At 63.6% G+C, this 15,510-nt stretch carries 14 protein-coding genes; 6 read left to right on the top strand and 8 right to left on the bottom strand.

Going from position 1 to position 15,510, the window contains the following annotated elements; genetic code table 11:
* The first annotated feature begins 87 nt into the window (after positions 1-87).
* Together ACQ4WM_RS15465 and ACQ4WM_RS15460 are read left to right on the top strand one after the other, a co-directional pair.
* Complete coding sequence (locus ACQ4WM_RS15465) at positions 88-1,011, top strand: LysR family transcriptional regulator (protein WP_436547565.1); 924 nt, start codon at positions 88-90, stop codon at positions 1,009-1,011.
* 4 nt (positions 1,012-1,015) lie between these two features.
* Entirely contained in the window at positions 1,016-1,780 is a 765-nt protein-coding gene (locus ACQ4WM_RS15460; RefSeq protein ID WP_436547564.1) for a DUF4303 domain-containing protein, read from the top strand.
* On the opposite strand, the gene ACQ4WM_RS15455 is transcribed toward ACQ4WM_RS15460, so the two are convergent.
* The 7 genes from ACQ4WM_RS15455 to ACQ4WM_RS15425 all read right to left on the bottom strand — a co-directional run bounded on the left by ACQ4WM_RS15455 (position 1,777) and on the right by ACQ4WM_RS15425 (position 9,108).
* Entirely contained in the window at positions 1,777-2,898 is a 1,122-nt protein-coding gene (locus ACQ4WM_RS15455; RefSeq protein WP_436547563.1) for a metallophosphoesterase, read from the bottom strand. The genes ACQ4WM_RS15460 and ACQ4WM_RS15455 overlap by 4 nt on opposite strands.
* A gap of 90 nt (positions 2,899-2,988) precedes the next feature.
* The gene (locus tag ACQ4WM_RS15450; RefSeq protein ID WP_436547562.1) at positions 2,989-4,503 is read right to left on the bottom strand and encodes a response regulator; all 1,515 of its coding nucleotides are present in this window, start codon (positions 4,501-4,503) and stop codon (positions 2,989-2,991) included.
* Positions 4,504-4,506: 3 nt separating this feature from the next.
* Entirely contained in the window at positions 4,507-6,330 is a 1,824-nt protein-coding gene (locus ACQ4WM_RS15445; protein ID WP_436547561.1) for an ATP-binding protein, read from the bottom strand.
* Positions 6,327-7,415: an ATP-binding SpoIIE family protein phosphatase gene (locus ACQ4WM_RS15440; protein ID WP_436547560.1), complete on the bottom strand. Its 1,089-nt coding sequence runs from the start codon at positions 7,413-7,415 to the stop codon at positions 6,327-6,329. The genes ACQ4WM_RS15445 and ACQ4WM_RS15440 overlap by 4 nt, the downstream gene beginning before the upstream one ends.
* Positions 7,412-7,825, bottom strand: coding sequence for an anti-sigma regulatory factor (locus ACQ4WM_RS15435; RefSeq protein WP_436547559.1), 414 nt, complete (start codon positions 7,823-7,825; stop codon positions 7,412-7,414). Before ACQ4WM_RS15435 ends, ACQ4WM_RS15440 begins: the two co-directional genes overlap by 4 nt.
* Positions 7,826-7,859: 34 nt before the next feature.
* Complete coding sequence (locus ACQ4WM_RS15430; protein ID WP_436547558.1) at positions 7,860-8,222, bottom strand: STAS domain-containing protein; 363 nt, start codon at positions 8,220-8,222, stop codon at positions 7,860-7,862.
* A gap of 7 nt (positions 8,223-8,229) precedes the next feature.
* Positions 8,230-9,108, bottom strand: a complete 879-nt coding sequence (locus ACQ4WM_RS15425) for an STAS domain-containing protein (RefSeq protein WP_436547557.1) — start codon at positions 9,106-9,108, stop codon at positions 8,230-8,232.
* Between the two features lie 400 nt (positions 9,109-9,508).
* On the opposite strand from ACQ4WM_RS15425, the gene hmpA reads away from it, so the two are divergent.
* The 4 genes from hmpA (at position 9,509) to ACQ4WM_RS15405 (ending at position 14,951) form a co-directional block, all read left to right on the top strand.
* Positions 9,509-10,690: an NO-inducible flavohemoprotein gene (gene hmpA, locus ACQ4WM_RS15420; protein WP_436547556.1), complete on the top strand. Its 1,182-nt coding sequence runs from the start codon at positions 9,509-9,511 to the stop codon at positions 10,688-10,690.
* A gap of 101 nt (positions 10,691-10,791) precedes the next feature.
* A complete protein-coding gene (locus ACQ4WM_RS15415) occupies positions 10,792-11,100 on the top strand; it encodes a DUF485 domain-containing protein (protein ID WP_436547555.1) in 309 nt (102 codons plus the stop codon).
* A gap of 65 nt (positions 11,101-11,165) precedes the next feature.
* Positions 11,166-12,770, top strand: a complete 1,605-nt coding sequence (locus ACQ4WM_RS15410) for a cation acetate symporter (RefSeq protein WP_436547688.1) — start codon at positions 11,166-11,168, stop codon at positions 12,768-12,770.
* Positions 12,771-12,923: 153 nt separating this feature from the next.
* On the top strand, positions 12,924-14,951 hold the full coding sequence (locus ACQ4WM_RS15405; RefSeq protein WP_436547554.1) for a PAS domain-containing hybrid sensor histidine kinase/response regulator: 2,028 nt from the start codon (positions 12,924-12,926) through the stop codon (positions 14,949-14,951).
* 8 nt (positions 14,952-14,959) lie between these two features.
* On the opposite strand, the gene ACQ4WM_RS15400 is transcribed toward ACQ4WM_RS15405, so the two are convergent.
* Complete coding sequence (locus tag ACQ4WM_RS15400) at positions 14,960-15,421, bottom strand: RrF2 family transcriptional regulator (RefSeq protein WP_436547553.1); 462 nt, start codon at positions 15,419-15,421, stop codon at positions 14,960-14,962.
* Between the last annotated feature and the right edge of the window lie 89 nt (positions 15,422-15,510).

Here is a 15,510-nt window from a genome sequence, read left to right as displayed (position 1 = left end):
ATCTGCCGCTTGTTCATTGTGCGCTAGCCGGTAATGGCGACAATCACTTTCAACCATCAGTATCAAGCGAGCGGGTAGAATGGCGGCATGGAAGCGCTCAATCATTTGCAGTCATTCGTGCTGTCGGCCGAAGCCGGCAGTTTTTCGGCGGCCGCGCGCCGCCTGGGGCTGACGCCGGCCGCCGTCAGCAAGAACGTGGCGCGCCTGGAGGCCAGCCTGGGCTTGCGGCTGTTCCAGCGCAGCACGCGCAAGCTGACCCTGACGGAAGGCGGCGAGCGCTTTTTGCAGCAGGTCAAAGGCGCGCTGGCCACCGTGCTCGAAGCGATTGCCGACGTCAGCGAGGAGGGCGGCCAGCCGGCCGGCGTGCTGAAAATCAGCCTGGCGCCGTCGTTCGGGCGCAGCTATGTGGTGCCGCTGCTCGGTGAATTCATCCGCCGCTATCCGGGCGTGATCCCCGACTGCCATTTCGATAACCGCCAGGTCGACCTGATCGGCGAAGGCTTTGATGTCGCCATCGGCGGCGGCATCGAATTGACGCAAGGCGTGGTGGCGCGCGAACTGGGCCACGCCCATATCGTCGCTACCGCCTCGCCAGACTATATGCGCGGCAGGCAGATGCCGTCGCATCCTTCCGACCTGGCGCAGTTCGACGGCGTGGCGCGCCGCTCGGCCGGCAGCGGGCGTGTGCGCAGCTGGGTGCTGCGCGATGGACATGGCGGCGAAGGCGTGGCCGAATGCCGGCCGCGCGCCATCTTCGACGATCCGGAAGCGATGGCGATGGCGGCCATCGACGGCGTCGGCGTGGCCCTGCTGCCGATGCCGCATGCGCTGGCGCATTTGCGCAGCGGCGCCCTGATCCGCTTGCTGCCCGGCTGGCGCGCCGATTCCGGCCCCCTGTCGCTATACTATCCCGGCAAGAAACTGCTGCCCGCCAAGACGCGCGTGTTTGTCGACTATCTGCTGGAGCAGTTCCGCCTGCAGGATTTCGCGGCGCAGATCACGCCGGATTAATTTCATGATTGACTTGACGATGACTGACTACAGCCTGTTTTATCAATATGACGGCGACCTGCCGGCCCGCTTTCGCGAAGTACGCGTGTTTGACGCCACCGTCTGGACTGCCGAAGGCGCCGCCATGACCTGGGGCGAGGAAACCCGCACCGCGTGTGCCAGTGTGGACGATGCGCAGGCCGCGTATGCCGCCTTTTGCGCGGCCGCGCTGCGCGACGGCTACACCCTGGAGCGCGCCATTCTGATCGACCCCGCCGTATTCGACGCGCCGTTGCTGCAGTCCTTGCTGGTCACCGCCACGCGCCAGGCCGTGGCTGCGTTGCGCGCCGCCCACCCTGGCCTGCATTTCAATGCTTATGCCTTGTACAGCGACGACAGCGCCATGACCATTTCCCTGCTGGCCAACAGCCGCGAGGCGCTGGTCACGGCGGAAGACGAAAACGAGATGCTGTGGAATCCCGGCGAATGGCAGTTCGACGAAGGCGGCGCCTATTTTGACAGCGCTTATCGCCTGCTGCTGCAGGCGCACCGCGAGCTGCCGTTCGAGGTGGCGTTCGAAGTGTTTCGCGCCAGCGCCTTCGAGGCAGCCATTGCGGCTTTGGCGCAGCTGGCTGCGGAAGGGTTATTTGGCACCGGCGTCGAACGCGAGGAGACGCTGCTGCTGTTCGAGGTCAGCGACAGCGAGGAACTGGACGGCGTGCTGGAGCGGCTCAATGGGCCTGCAATGGTAGAGCGGCTCGCCGAGTGGAAAGCAAGCTGGGCCGACTAAGTCGCAGTCAGCGTAATCCTCGTAATCTCCGCCGGCGCCCCCACGCGCTTCGGTGGCCCCCAGTATCCGGTACCGCGGCTCACATACACCTGCAGCTTGCCACTGCGGTGCAAGCCGGCCACATACGGCTGCTGCAGCGGCACGAACAAATTCCAGGGCCAGAACTGGCCACCGTGGGTGTGGCCGGACAACTGCAGGTCGAAGCCGGCTTGTTCCGCTGCCGGCGCGCTGCGCGGCTGGTGCGCCAGCAGGATGCGGGGCAGGCCGGGCGGCGCGCCGGCGATGGCCGCTTGCGGGTCGCTGGACTGGGCCGTATCGAAATGTGCGGCGTTGAAGTCGCTCACGCCGGCCAGCACCAGTTGCGCGCCGTCGTGTCCGATCACCTGGTGCTGGTTCATCAGCACCGTCAAACCCAGGCGCCGGAATTCGGCGACCCACGGTGTGGCGCCCGAATAGTATTCATGGTTGCCGGTAACAAGAAACACGCCATGCCGTGCACGCAGCATGCCTAGCGGCGCCGTATGCGAGCCCAGTTGCGGCACGGTGCCGTCGACCACGTCGCCGGTAATTGCAATCGCGTCGGCGTTCAGGCTGTTGGCGCGCCGGACCATTGCCTCGACCCAGCCGCGTTTGATGGTGGCGCCGACATGGATGTCGCTCAACTGGACGATGGTAAAGCCCTCCAGTGCCGCCGGTAGCCCGGCGATGGCGACCTTGACGTTTTTGACGCGCGCGACACGGCGCGCATTGACAAAGCCGATCACGGTGGCCAGCAGGGCCAGGACGATCACCGCGATGGCGCTCGCTTGTGCATGCAGGCGCGCCGGCGGGTAAAGCATCAGCAGTTCACGCAGCACGGCCAGCACGAACAGCGAGGAAAAAAAGCCCATGCACAGCGAGCCGACCCAGCTCAGGCGGTCTGCCAGGCGGGTGTCGTTGGTGAGGGCGCGCGAAAAAATCGTCATCGGCATCAGCATGGTCGAGGCCAGCAGCACGGCGCCGCCCAGCAGCAGGCCGGCCAGGCCGCCGTGCAGGGCCGGCAGCAGCAGATAACCGAGCACGGCGTGCAGGGTGCCGAGGATGATGGTGATGCGTAGCAGGGGTGGTCGCAGGCTCATGACGGATGACAATCAGGGTTCCAGGGCGTCGAGGCCCGGTCAGGATGAAGTGAGGCGCGCACGCCGATGATACGCGCGACCGAACACATCCTATCTGCCAACATGCAGCCCCAGCGTGGCCAGCTTGCCGAAATCGACAGGCTTGGCGAAGTGGTCGTCGAAGCCGGCGGCCAGCGCCGCGAGCCGGTCGTGTTCCTGGCCGTAGCCGGTCAGCGCGATCAGCTGGAAATCTTGCGGAATCTCCAGCAGGCGCAGCTTGCCGGCCACGTCATAGCCACTCATGTCGGGCAGGCCGATATCGAGGAAGACGATGTCTGGCCTGAACTCGAAGGTCTGCCCGATTGCCTGCGCGCCCGTGTAGGCGGTGCGTACGTCGTGGCCGTCCAGCCCGAGCAGCTCGGCCAGAGTATCGGCGGCGTCTTCATTGTCGTCGACCACCAGGATGCGCTTGCTGCTGCCGACCAGCGGTTCTGCCTGCGCAATTGCCTGCGGCGCGGCCGTCAGGTCGAGCGGCAGATTGACGTCAAATGTGCTGCCCAAGCCCACGCCGGGACTTTGCACGGTCACCGTGCCGCCGTGCAGCTCGACCAGCTTGCGCACCAGCGACAGGCCGATGCCCAGGCCGTCCTGTACCCGGTCCGGCGCATGACCGCTTTGCTCGAACAGGCCGAAAATGGTGTCTATGCTGCCGGCGGCGATGCCGATGCCGTTGTCCGCCAGGCGGATGCGCACATGATCGCCATGACGCTCGGCGCTGATGCCGATGGCGCCGCCGGGCGCCGTGAATTTGGCCGCGTTGAGCAGCAGGTTGGCGATGATCTGCGACAGGCGCACCGGGTCGCCATGCACCCACAGTTCTTCCTGCGGCAGCGTCACCGTCAGCGCATGGCCGCGCTCGGCGACGACGTGCGCGCTGGTTTCCAGCGCGCTGTTCATGAAACTGTCAAGGCTGACTCTCTCCCACTGCAGCGAGATCTTGCCCTGAGAAATGCGCGACACGTCGAGCAGGTCGTCGACCAGGCGCACCAGATGGCCGGTATGGCGGCCGATGGTGGCGCGGGCGTTTTCCTGCATCGCCGGCACCACCGGGTCGAGCTTGCGCAGCAGCGCCAGCGCCGTGCGGATCGGACCGAGCGGATTGCGCAGCTCGTGCGCCAGGGTGGCCAGGAATTCGTCCTTGCGCCGGTCTACCTCGCGCAGTTCGCGCTCCACCCGGCCCAGGCGCAGCAGGGCATTGACGTTGGCAATCAGTTCATCGGGTTCGATCGGCTCGACCAGGTAGTTGTCGGCGCCGCCGTCGAGGGCGCGGATCTTGTCGGCCGTGCCGATAAACGAGGCCGACGTCTGCAGTACCAGGATGGTATTGGTTTCGGGGTTGCCTTTCAGCCGGCGGCACACTTCCAGGCCATTGATGTCGGGCAGCTTGACGTCGAGCAGGATCAGGGCAGGGCGGTCATTGCGCGCGCGGACCAGCGCGTCGCCGCCGTTCGACGCTTCGATCACATTGAAGCCGGCGCGTGTGAGGATGCGCGACTTGGCGTAGCGCGCGCCGTCGCTGTCATCGACATTGAGTATCAATGCGTCGTTATTGTTGGACGAAAACATGCGCTAGCTCCCAGGTTGAGTTGCCATGCGGCGCGACAGGCCCTGCATTGTTTCTTGAGACGGCGGGCTACCGGATTGCCGGATCAGCGCGCGCAGGCTAGACAGCAGTTGCGCACGCAGCAGCGGCTTGATGTAATACGAGTCGGCGCCCAGCGCCAGTCCCTTGCGCTCGTCCTCGACTTCAGTGGCGACAATCACGGGTACGTGGCGGCGCAGAGGATCGTTTTTCAGTTCCGCCAGCCAGTGCCAGGAATTCTCGCCATGCAGCACGATGTCGAGCATCACGGCGGCAGGGGGCTGCAGTCGCCACGCCTCGACGGCTTCGCGCACGCTGCGGGCAAACACGGCGCGAAATTCAGTGCCGGCCAGGAATTTCTCGTACAGCAGGCGTATCGGCGCATTGTCTTCCACCACCAGTACGGGGATGCGCTGGTCATCGCCGTCGTCGCTGGCCGCTTCCTCCACGGCGGCACTGTCGGCGCCGGCATGGTGCCGCACCGGCAGGGTAACGGTAAACAGCGAGCCCACGCCGGGCGTGCTGTCCACTGCGACGCTGCCATCGAGCAGGGTGGCCAGGTTGCGGCATAGCGGCAGGCCCAGGCCGGTACCCTTGACGCTGCGTTGCAGGTGGTTTTCCACCTGGCTGAATTCTTCGAAGATGAGTTGCTGGTCTTCGGCGCTGATGCCCAGGCCTGTGTCGGATACGGAAAAACGGATCTTGCCTTCCCCGGGCAGCGGCGTTGCGCTGACGACGATGGCGCCCGCTTCGGTGAACTTGAGCGCGTTGGAAATGAAGTTGCGCAGGATTTGCGACAGCTTGCCTTCGTCGGTGTGCATTTCCAGCGCCGGATCGGGATCGATGAAGGTCAGACTCAGCGATTCCGATACCAGCAGCGGGCGCAGCATGCCGCGCAGGGCGCTGAACAGCTCGGCCACGTTGAAGGTATTGGCGTGTACATCGACCTTGCCCGCTTCGATCTTCGCCAGGTCCAGCAGGTCATTGACCAGATCGTTCAGCCCGACTGCGCTTTGCAGGATGAACATCACCTGTTTTTCCTGTTCGATCGACAGCTCGCCGTCGACCCTGTCGATCAGCAGCTTGGCCAGCGCGCGGATGGAACTGAGGGGCGTGCGGAATTCATGGCTCATGTTCGACAAAAAGCGCGACTTCATCTGGTCGGCGCGGCGCAGGTGGTCGGCTTTTTCGTCGAGCTCCGCATACAGCGCCACCACGCCGCGGTTGGTGTCTTCCAGCTCGCGCGTCAGTTGCAGCAGTTCGTCCTGGCGCGTTTTCAGCTCAGCCAAGGTCGCCAGCAACTCATGATTCTGCTGCTGCACTTCGGACAAGGTAATGTCGGACGGCAGGGCCTGCAGGCTGCCCGAGAGCGCGCCAATTTTAGGGCCGGTGAGCAGCGGTGCCTCGCGCGGGAAAAACTTTTGCAGTGTGATGTCCGTGCCCTTGCCCGGCCGGCTTTCGATATGGAAGCGGTCCATCAGCCGGCGCGCGCCCAGAATGCCCAGACCCATGCCGGTTTGCGACTCGTATTGACCGGCCAGGATGCGCTCCAGATGTTCGATGCCGGGGCCTCGATCTTCGATACGCACGGAAAATACCTGCGGCGCCGTGCTGCCCTCGATGGCAAAGTGAATCTTGCCGGTACCGGCGTAGTTGTAGACATTGCGCGCCAGTTCCGACACCGCAGTGGCGATGCGCACCTGGTCCTGTATGCCGAAGCCGCACAGGGCGGCGATCTGGCGCGCGCGCTGGCGCGCACCCACCACGTCGAGTTCATTGCTGATCACCGCCGTCAGGATGCGCTGGGTCATGCTGGCCCCGACGCCGTGTCGTCGGCCATCTGCTCGCGCAGCACCACCACGCCAACGTCGTCGCGCCCGCGCGAAAAATCGCGGTACAGCACGGCGGCCACCAGAGCCGGGTGGCAGTGCGTCAGGCCGGGATACTGGCCGAGGTCCCAGCGGGTATGCAAGCCGTCCGAATGCATCACCAGCAGTGCGCCGGTCTGCCACGGATACTCGAATTCCTGCACCTTGCGCAGGTTGCTGCCGACGATACCGTTATGCGACAGCAGGTGACGACATTGGACTCCCTCGAAAGCACAGGCGGCAATATTGCCCACGCCCGCATAGCGCAGTTCGCGCCGTTCGCTGTCCACATGCGCCACCGCCATGGCGGCGCCACGCGTGCCGGCCAGCGCGCCATGCGCCAGTTTCAAAAAAGTGCCGGGCAACGGCGCCAGGCCGGGCGCGCAGCTTTCCAGCAGGGCGCTGGCCCGCTCCGACGCTTCGGCCGCCAGCGGACCATGGCCCAGACCATCGGCCATCATCAGGCTCATTTCATGGCCTTCGAAGACCACGTTCCAAGCGTCGCCGCTGACTTCCTCGGAGGCCAGCGGCAGGCAGACGGCGCCGACCTGCCATCCAGGCCTGGCCGCATGTGGCGCACGCGCGGCGTCGACCGTCGCGCCCCATACCACCATCATCAGCACCGTGCCCATGCCCGGCAGGGAATACAGGTCGAATTCCTGGCTCTGGCGGCGGATCGCGCCCAGGCCCACGCCGTAGGTGCCGGCCGTCGACTGGCCGTCTTCCATGTATTGGGCCACATTGCGCATGCCGGGACCGTTGTCAATGGCCAGCACTTCGATGCCGTCGGTGCCGCCGCGCGTGACCCTGCGCAGCAGGATTTCGCCCTGTACGGCGTGCTTGACGATATTGGTGGCCGCTTCGGTGATGACAATGGCCAGTTGGCCGGTGCGCACGTCATCGAAGCCGATCCGGCGCGCCAGGGCATTGCCGGCGCGGCGGGCTGCAGCAATTTCGCTCGGTTCGCCAATGGCAAAGCGTTGTTGCCTGAATGCGTCAGGCGGGAGTGGGGGTGCGGCGGGGTTCAAAACAGCTTCCATTTCACAATTGTGACAGTAGTGCCGGCACCGGGTTCGGTATCGATCCGGAATTCATCGGACAGGCGTTTTGCGCCGCCCAGCCCCAGTCCCAGGCCGCCGCCGCTGGTATAGCCGTCGGACAGCGCCAGGGCAATGTCGGCGATGCCGGGACCCTGGTCGCTGAAACTGAGTTCAAGGCCCTGGCGGTTGCCATCGCGCAAATAATTGATGCGACCTTCGCCGCCGCCGCCATAGCGCAGCACATTGCGCGCCAGTTCACTGGCTGCAGTGATGTACTTGGTCTGCTCGACGAGGCCGAAACGCATGGCTATCATGCATTCACGCACCTGCTTGCGCAGGCGTACCACGTCTTCATCCGTATGCAGCGCCAGCACCTGCGCTTCACCGGGGCCGCTCATGGCACACCTGCAGTGGCGATGCGCTCACGCGGGCTCAATCCCACAGGCTGCCCCGTTCGAGCAGCTTGATGCCCAGTTCCACGTTCAGTGCCGTGCTGACGCCTTCGAGTGTCAGGCCCAGCTCCACCAGCGTGATGGCGACAGCGGGCTGCATGCCGACCACCACCGTGCGTGCGTCGAGGATCCTGGCCATCGCTGCCGTATTGCTGATCATGCGGCCGATAAAGGAATCGACGATGTCGAGCGCGGAAATGTCGATCAGCACGCCGGTGGCGCGGTCCTTGACGATGCGCGCGGTCAGGTCGTCCTGCAAGCTCATGGCCAGGCGGTCATGCATGTCCACCTGGATCGTGACCAGCAGCAGCGGGCCCATGCGTAAAATGGGAATTCTTTCCATGGGCTTCTCAGTACTCTTGCTTCGAGTAGGTGATGGTGGAACCCGTGCGTTTCAGGGCCACCACGAAGGCGTCGGCCAGTGTCGCCTTGGTGATCACGTCTTCCAGGTTCACGCCCAGGTGCACAATGGTTTGCGCGATCTGCGGACGGATGCCGCTGATGATGCAGTCGGCGCCCATCAGGCGGGCCGCAGCGATGGTTTTCAGCAAGTGCTGCGCCACCAGCGTGTCGACGGTGGGTACGCCGGTAATGTCGATGATGGCGATCAGCGCACCGGTATCGACGATTTTCTGCAGCAGGCTTTCCATCACTACTTGGGTGCGGGCGCTGTCGAGCGTGCCGATCAGGGGCAGGGCGAGCACATTTTTCCATAGCTGTACCACGGGCGTCGACAGTTCCAGCAATTCCTGCTGCTGTCGCAGGATGACCTGCTCGCGTGCCTTTTGATAGGTTTCGATGGTCAACAGGCCCAGCTTGTCGAACAGCATGCTGGTATTGACGATGGCGTCGCCCAGTTGTTCCGGCGTGCCGCTCAGGGCTGCGCGCAAGTGGCCGAACAGCGGTTCCTTGAGCGAAAAGATGAAGCTGGCCGTGTCGATCGGCGAATAGCCCTGGCGCACGCGCGACTGCGAAATTTCGCTCAGCAGATGGCGCGTGTCATCCCAGGCGCGCGCTTCGATATCGAACGAGTCGCTCGCTTCCAGCGAACCTGCCAGCGATGGCAGAAATTGTGACGCTTGCTGGCGCAATTCGTTTTCCGCGATCTTGTCACGGCGCATCAGCCTGCCGATCAGGTCGGCCATCCAGCCTTCCAGCAATTGGGTATGGTACTGGCTGATAATGCTGGCCAATTGTCTGGCCTGGCCCGCGCCTGTCTGTGTATTCATGCTCATCCTTGGCTGATAATGTTTGGTCTGCCGTTGTCCCCGTCAACGCCGTTTGAGAACGGCGCCGGGACCCAGTCTGCCGGTACCGGATTATAGGCTCGGCCTGCCATTCTATTACGTTCTCTTGACTACATTGCAGCAAAAGACAGGACTTTTTTACAGATGTCCCAACGACTCTGGTTTTCAAGGCGATCAACACGGCAATCGCTGGCGTGCTTAAACATGTATAACGTTTGAATGTTTAGGCATAAGTCGCTACACTGGCAGTATTGCTACCTGAAGAGAACTGCCATGGGTGCCCTGATCAAGCTGCACCTGGCGGCGGGCAGCGCTTTCGGTGGCGGGCCGTCATAGCCATCTGATTTTCCACATCTGCCGACCATTTTTACAGGAGTCCTGCATGCTGACCCAGTCACAACGCGATATCGTCACCGCCACCGTCCCCATCCTCGAACAGGGTGGCGAAGCGCTGACCCGGCACTTCTACACGGGCCTGTTCCGCGATTATCCGGAAGTACTGCCTTACTTTAACCAGGCGCACCAGCACAGCGGCGAGCAGCAGCGCGCACTGGCCAACGGCGTGCTGGCCTATGCGCGCAATATCGAACGGCTGGACGCACTGGGCGACCTGGTGTCGACCATCGTCAACAAGCACGTGGCGCTGCAGATCCGCGCCGAGCACTATCGACTGGTGGGCGCCAGCCTGCTCAAGGCGATCCGTGAAGTGCTGGGCGCCGAGATCGCCACCGATGCCGTGATCGAAGCCTGGGGCGCGGCCTACGGCCAGCTGGCCGATATCCTGGCCGGCGAGGAGGGCCGCATCTACAAGACGCAGGCCAGTGCGCCGGGCGGCTGGAACGGCGCGCGTGAGTTCAAGGTGATCAGCAAGGTCGAAGAGAGCGAGGAAATCACCTCGTTCCTGATGGCGCCGGTGGACGGCAAACCGGTGCTGGCGTTTGCACCAGGCCAGTATATCGGTGTGGTGGCCAGTGTCGACGGCGTGCCGATGCGGCGCCAGTATTCGCTGTCGGCCGCCAGCAATGGCGAGACGTATCGCATCAGCATCAAGCGTGAGCCGGGCGGCAAGGTGTCGAACCATTTCCATGACAATGTGGCCGTCGGCGATACGGTGCAACTGACGCCGCCGTCGGGCCAGTTCGTGCTGCACGAATCGGACAAACCGCTGGTGCTGATCAGCGGCGGCGTCGGCATCACGCCAACCCTGGCCATGCTGACCCAAGCCCTGCGCGGCCAGCGCCCGGTGCACTTTATCCATGCGGCGCGCAACCATGGCGTGCATGCGTTCCGTGCGCAGATCGACGCACTGGCGGCCCGGCATCCGCAGTTGCAGCGTCATTACTGCTATGCCGAACATGGCGGGCCTGACCATGCGCCGGACGCCGTCGGCCTGCTGGACCTGGCGCAGCTGGAACGCTGGCTGCCCGAGTCGCGCGATATCGATGCATACTTCCTGGGCCCGCAGCCGTTCATGCGCGCCGTGAAAGGCTACCTGCGTGAGCTGGGCGTGCCGGAAAGCCAGACCTATCATGAGTTTTTTGGCCCGGCATCTCCCTTGAACTGAAAGAAAACTGCCCGCCGTAAGGGGCGGGTAAGCCTCGCCCTTTATTGTGAGGCCAAGCTCGAAACAAAAGAGCATGGTTTCATATAAATGGAGGCAACAAAATGCAAGACGATCTGGTTCAGAAAATCAAGAGCGACCCGAATTATCACAAGCTGGTCAAGGTGCGTTCAACCTTCGGCTGGTGGCTCACGGCCGCCATGATGGTGGTCTATTACGGCTACATCCTGCTGATCGCGTTCAACAAGGAATTTCTTGCCTCAAAAACGGGTGCAGGCGTGATGACCTGGGGCATGCCGATCGGCCTGTTCGTGATCGTCTTCACGGTGGTCGTTACCGGTATTTATGTCAATCGCGCCAACAAGCAGTTCGACGATCTGACGGCTGCCATCGCCAAGCGGGTGCAGGCATGAGCGCCCTCAGGCAGTTCCGGCGCGCACTGGCAGGATTGACGCTGGCAGGCGGCAGCGGCGTCGTCATGGCCGCCGGCGCCGATCTGGGCCAGGCAGTGCAGCAACCGACCAACTGGACGGCGATCATCATGTTCGCCGTGTTCGTCGTGTTTACCCTGTTCGTCACCAAGTGGGCGGCCGCCAAGACCAAATCGGCCTCCGATTTCTATACGGCCGGTGGCGGCATCACCGGCTTCCAGAATGGCCTGGCGATCGCCGGCGACTATATGTCGGCCGCGTCCTTCCTCGGCATTTCCGCCGCCGTGTTCCTCAATGGCTACGATGGCCTGATCTATGCCATCGGCTTTCTGGTCGGCTGGCCCATCATCACCTTTCTGATGGCCGAGCGCCTGCGCAATCTGGGCCGCTATACCTTTGCCGACGTTGCCGCCTACCGTTTCAAGCAGGCGCCGATCCGTATTTTCTCCGCTTCCGGCACGCTGGTGGTAGTGGCTTTCTACCTGATCGCACAGATGGTTGGCGCCGGCCAGCTGATCAAGCTGCTGTTCGGTCTGGAATACTGGATCGCCGTGGTGCTGGTCGGTACCTTGATGATGATCTACGTGCTGTTTGGCGGCATGACGGCCACCACCTGGGTGCAGATCATCAAGGCCGTGATGCTGCTTGGCGGCGCCACCTTCATGGCCGTGGCCGTGCTGGCGCAGTTCAACTTCAGCCCGGAAGCGTTGTTTGCCAAGGCGGTCGACGTGCACGCCGCCAAGGAAGCCATCATGGGCCCTGGCAGCTTTATCAAGGACCCGATCTCGGCGATCTCGTTCGGCATGGCGCTGATGTTCGGCACGGCCGGCCTGCCGCACATCCTGATGCGTTTCTTCACGGTGCCAAGTGCCAAGGAAGCGCGCAAATCGGTGTTCTGGGCCACCACCTGGATCGCTTACTTCTACATCCTCACCTTCATTATCGGTTTTGGTGCCATCGTGCTGGTCAGCACCAATCCCGAGTTCAAGGATGCGGCCGGCAAACTGCTGGGCGGTAACAATATGGCGGCGGTGCACCTGGCCAAGGCGGTTGGCGGCAATGTGTTCCTCGGCTTTATGTCGGCCGTGGCGTTCGCCACCATCCTGGCGGTGGTTGCCGGCCTGACCCTGTCGGGCGCGTCGGCGGTGTCGCATGACCTGTACGCCACGGTCATCAAGAAGGGCAAGGCAACCGGCGCGAATGAACTGAAAGTATCGCGCGTGACCACGATTGTGCTGGGCATTGTCGCTGTCGTGCTGGGCATCGCGTTTGAAAAGCAGAACATCGCCTTTATGGTCTCGCTGGCTTTTGCAATTGCTGCTTCGGCCAACTTCCCGGTGCTGTTCATGTCGGTGCTGTGGAAAGACTGCACCACGCGTGGCGCCACCATCGGCGGTTTCCTTGGCTTGATCACTGCTGTGGGCCTGACGGTGGTGTCGAAATCGGTGTGGGTCGATGTGCTGGGCCATCCGCAAGCACTGTTTCCTTACGCTTCGCCGGCGCTGTTTTCGATGACGGCCGGTTTCGTCGGCATCTGGCTGTTCTCGGTGCTCGACAAGAGCCCGCGCGCGCGCATCGACCGCGCAGGCTACGAAGCGCAGCAAATGCGTTCGGAAACGGGCATCGGCGCCTCGGGCGCCAGCGCGCATTGAGCTGAGTAGTCACATTGTGCGTCGTCACTGACGCAACAGGGCAGGGCCGGTGTTGTTACCGGCCCTTTTTTTGTCTTCAGGGCAACTCAAAACTGCCTGCCGCCCGACTATCGTGGCATAGTTGCGCCCTACGTGACTGGAGTTTGATGTTCAATGGATATGCCCCCGACTTTTCCGCACGATGACGGTGCGCCGGCGCGCCTGTCCATGGAACACGGAGCGGTGCCGCTCGAGCTTGCGCCATTTTTCCATGCCATGCCCACGCCCTGCCTGCTGCTTACGCCGCAACAGCGCATCTTTGCGGCCAACCAGGCCTATCTGCGCCTGTCCGGATGCCAGCGAGCGGATCTTGTCGGCCGCCAGCTTGTCGATGTGATTGCCGGCGAGCGTCACGAGTGCCCGTACGACGGCTGGAAGGTGCAGGACATTCCGGTGCACGACGCCGGTGGCGAGCTGCACTACATCATGCATATGGTCGAGCAAGTACCGGACTTCAGGCTGGCCGGCAAGGACACGCTGCGCGATGTGCTGGCCAACCTCAGTGCAGCGTTGCGCGAGCTGCAGGCGTCCAGCGATATCGGCCATGCGGAGGCTGCGATCCTGCTCAGGGAAGTGGCGGACCTGATCCGGGCTGCTACCTTGCGCGAGCACAGTGCTGCAGCGCTGGGCCGCAGCGAGGAGAAGTTCCGTATCATCACCGACGCCATGCCGCAGATGGTATGGTCGACCCTGCCCGATGGTTACCACGATTTCTACAACAAGCAATGGTATAGCTACACGGGGGTGCCGTACGGCTCGACCAATGGCGCCGGCTGGAATGATATTTTCCACCCCGATGATCGCGAACGTGCCTGGGCCGCCTGGCATGCCAGCCTGGCCACCGGCAACACCTATGAAATCCAGTACCGGCTGCGCCACCACAGCGGCAGCTATCGCTGGGTGCTGGGGCGCGCCTTGCCGATCCGTGCCGACGATGGCAGCATCACGCGCTGGATGGGCACCTGCACCGATATCGACGACCAGAAGCGCGCCGAAGACGAGTTGCGCCGGCTCGGCGCGCGCAAGGACGAATTTCTGGCCATGCTGGCGCACGAATTGCGCAACCCCCTCGCGCCCATCAGCAGCGCGGCCCAGCTGTTGCTGCTCGGTGCCAGCGATGTGCAGCGCGTGCAGAAGTCGGCCGGCGTGATCCAGCGCCAGGTGCGCCACCTGACCAACCTGGTAGACGACCTGCTCGACGTGTCGCGCGTGACGCGCGGCCTGGTGCAGCTGGACCGGCGCGTGCTTGACCTGCGCGAAGTGCTGCATGGCGCCATCGAACAGCTGCGCCCGGCGATCGAGGCGCGCGACCACCGGCTGGTGCTGGCCCTGCCGCCCGCGGCCGTAGCCGTGCTTGGCGACCGTACCCGGCTGGTGCAGGTGGTGGCCAACTTGCTGGCCAACGCCGCCAAATACATGGCGCCGGGAGGGCGCATCGAACTATCGTTGCAACTGGTGCAAGACCAGGCCTGCATCACCGTCAGCGACAATGGCATCGGCATGGCGCCGGACCTGCTGCCGCATGTGTTCGAGCTGTTCGTGCAGGCCGAGCGCACGCCGGACCGCGCCCAGGGCGGCCTGGGCCTGGGGTTGGCGCTGGTGCAGCGCATCGTCGAGCTGCATGGCGGCACCGTGCAGGCGGCCAGCCCAGGCCTGGGGCAGGGCAGTACCCTGACTGTCTGCCTGCCGCTGGCGCTGGCGCAGGCGCAGCCGCTGCATGGCGAGGCGGCGTCCCTGCAGGGGTCAGCGCAATCCATGCCGCCGGCAACGGCGCAATTGCCTTCGGTGTTGCTGCTTGACGACCATGTCGACGGTGCCCGGATGCTTGGCACCCTGCTGCGCTCGCGCGGCTTCGATGTGACGATTGCTCATGACGGCGACAGCGTGCTGCGCATGGCGCAGTCGCAGTGTTTCGAGGTGTTTATCCTCGATATTGGCCTGCCCGGCATGGACGGCTATGAACTGGCGCGCCGCCTGCGCGCGGGCGCTGTCACCGCGCGGGCGCAACTGATTGCGCTGACCGGCTATGGCAAGCAGGAAGACCGCCGGCGTGCGTTCGAGGCCGGCTTTGACCATCACCTGGTCAAGCCGGTCGATCTTGCGCAATTGCTCACCTTGCTGGTCGGGCGTCGCCAGGCCTGAGACCGCTGTCAGTTTTCAAGCTTCAGGGGAATCACGTTCGCCAGGTCCACGTCCGCCAGCGCGGCCGGCGCGGACGCCAGGATCGTTTCCAGCGTCACCTTGTCGAGCACGGCCAGGAAGGCACCGGTGGCCTGGCCCAGCGCCGACTTCAATTTGCAACCCGGCGTCAAGGGACAAGTGTTGTTGTCCTTGTTAAAACATTCCGCCATAAAGAAATCACTTTCCGTCTCGCGCACCACCTTGCCGATATTGATCTCTCCCGGCGCGCGCGCCAGGCGCAGCCCGCCGTTGCGGCCACGCACAGTTTCCACGATGCCGGACAGGCCCAGTTGATGCACCACTTTCATCAGATGGTTTTTTGAAATCAAATGCAGGTCGGCAATATCCTGGATGGTGACCAGCCGGTCGCGGTTGGCGCCCAGGTACATCAGGGTGCGCAGGGTGTAGTCGGTATAGGCGGTCAGTCGCATGGCAGGCCAGGTTGTCAAAGATGTGGAATACATCCTTGTTTCTGGCGCCAGCATACAGCAAAAGAACGTCGTTTTCATGGCCTGCGGAT

It is taken from the genome of Janthinobacterium longum, from assembly GCF_051380735.1.
In the GTDB taxonomy this organism is placed as follows: Bacteria; Pseudomonadota; Gammaproteobacteria; order Burkholderiales; family Burkholderiaceae_D; genus Janthinobacterium.
This window is presented reverse-complemented; position numbering and strand designations above follow the sequence as displayed.

Excerpts from the sequence above, each read along its gene's own strand:
- ACQ4WM_RS15445 (WP_436547561.1), bottom strand. The coding sequence starts at position 6,330 with ATGACCCAGCGCATCCTGACGGCGGTGATCAGCAATGAACTCGACGTG.
- ACQ4WM_RS15465 (WP_436547565.1), top strand. The coding sequence starts at position 88 with ATGGAAGCGCTCAATCATTTGCAGTCATTCGTGCTGTCGGCCGAAGCC.
- ACQ4WM_RS15430 (WP_436547558.1), bottom strand. The coding sequence starts at position 8,222 with ATGGAAAGAATTCCCATTTTACGCATGGGCCCGCTGCTGCTGGTCACG.
- ACQ4WM_RS15455 (WP_436547563.1), bottom strand. The coding sequence starts at position 2,898 with ATGAGCCTGCGACCACCCCTGCTACGCATCACCATCATCCTCGGCACC.
- ACQ4WM_RS15415 (WP_436547555.1), top strand. The coding sequence starts at position 10,792 with ATGCAAGACGATCTGGTTCAGAAAATCAAGAGCGACCCGAATTATCAC.
- ACQ4WM_RS15425 (WP_436547557.1), bottom strand. The coding sequence starts at position 9,108 with ATGAATACACAGACAGGCGCGGGCCAGGCCAGACAATTGGCCAGCATT.
- ACQ4WM_RS15405 (WP_436547554.1), top strand. The coding sequence starts at position 12,924 with ATGGATATGCCCCCGACTTTTCCGCACGATGACGGTGCGCCGGCGCGC.
- ACQ4WM_RS15435 (WP_436547559.1), bottom strand. The coding sequence starts at position 7,825 with ATGAGCGGCCCCGGTGAAGCGCAGGTGCTGGCGCTGCATACGGATGAA.
- hmpA (WP_436547556.1), top strand. The coding sequence starts at position 9,509 with ATGCTGACCCAGTCACAACGCGATATCGTCACCGCCACCGTCCCCATC.
- ACQ4WM_RS15450 (WP_436547562.1), bottom strand. The coding sequence starts at position 4,503 with ATGTTTTCGTCCAACAATAACGACGCATTGATACTCAATGTCGATGAC.
- ACQ4WM_RS15460 (WP_436547564.1), top strand. The coding sequence starts at position 1,016 with ATGATTGACTTGACGATGACTGACTACAGCCTGTTTTATCAATATGAC.
- ACQ4WM_RS15400 (WP_436547553.1), bottom strand. The coding sequence starts at position 15,421 with ATGCGACTGACCGCCTATACCGACTACACCCTGCGCACCCTGATGTAC.
- ACQ4WM_RS15410 (WP_436547688.1), top strand. The coding sequence starts at position 11,166 with ATGGCCGCCGGCGCCGATCTGGGCCAGGCAGTGCAGCAACCGACCAAC.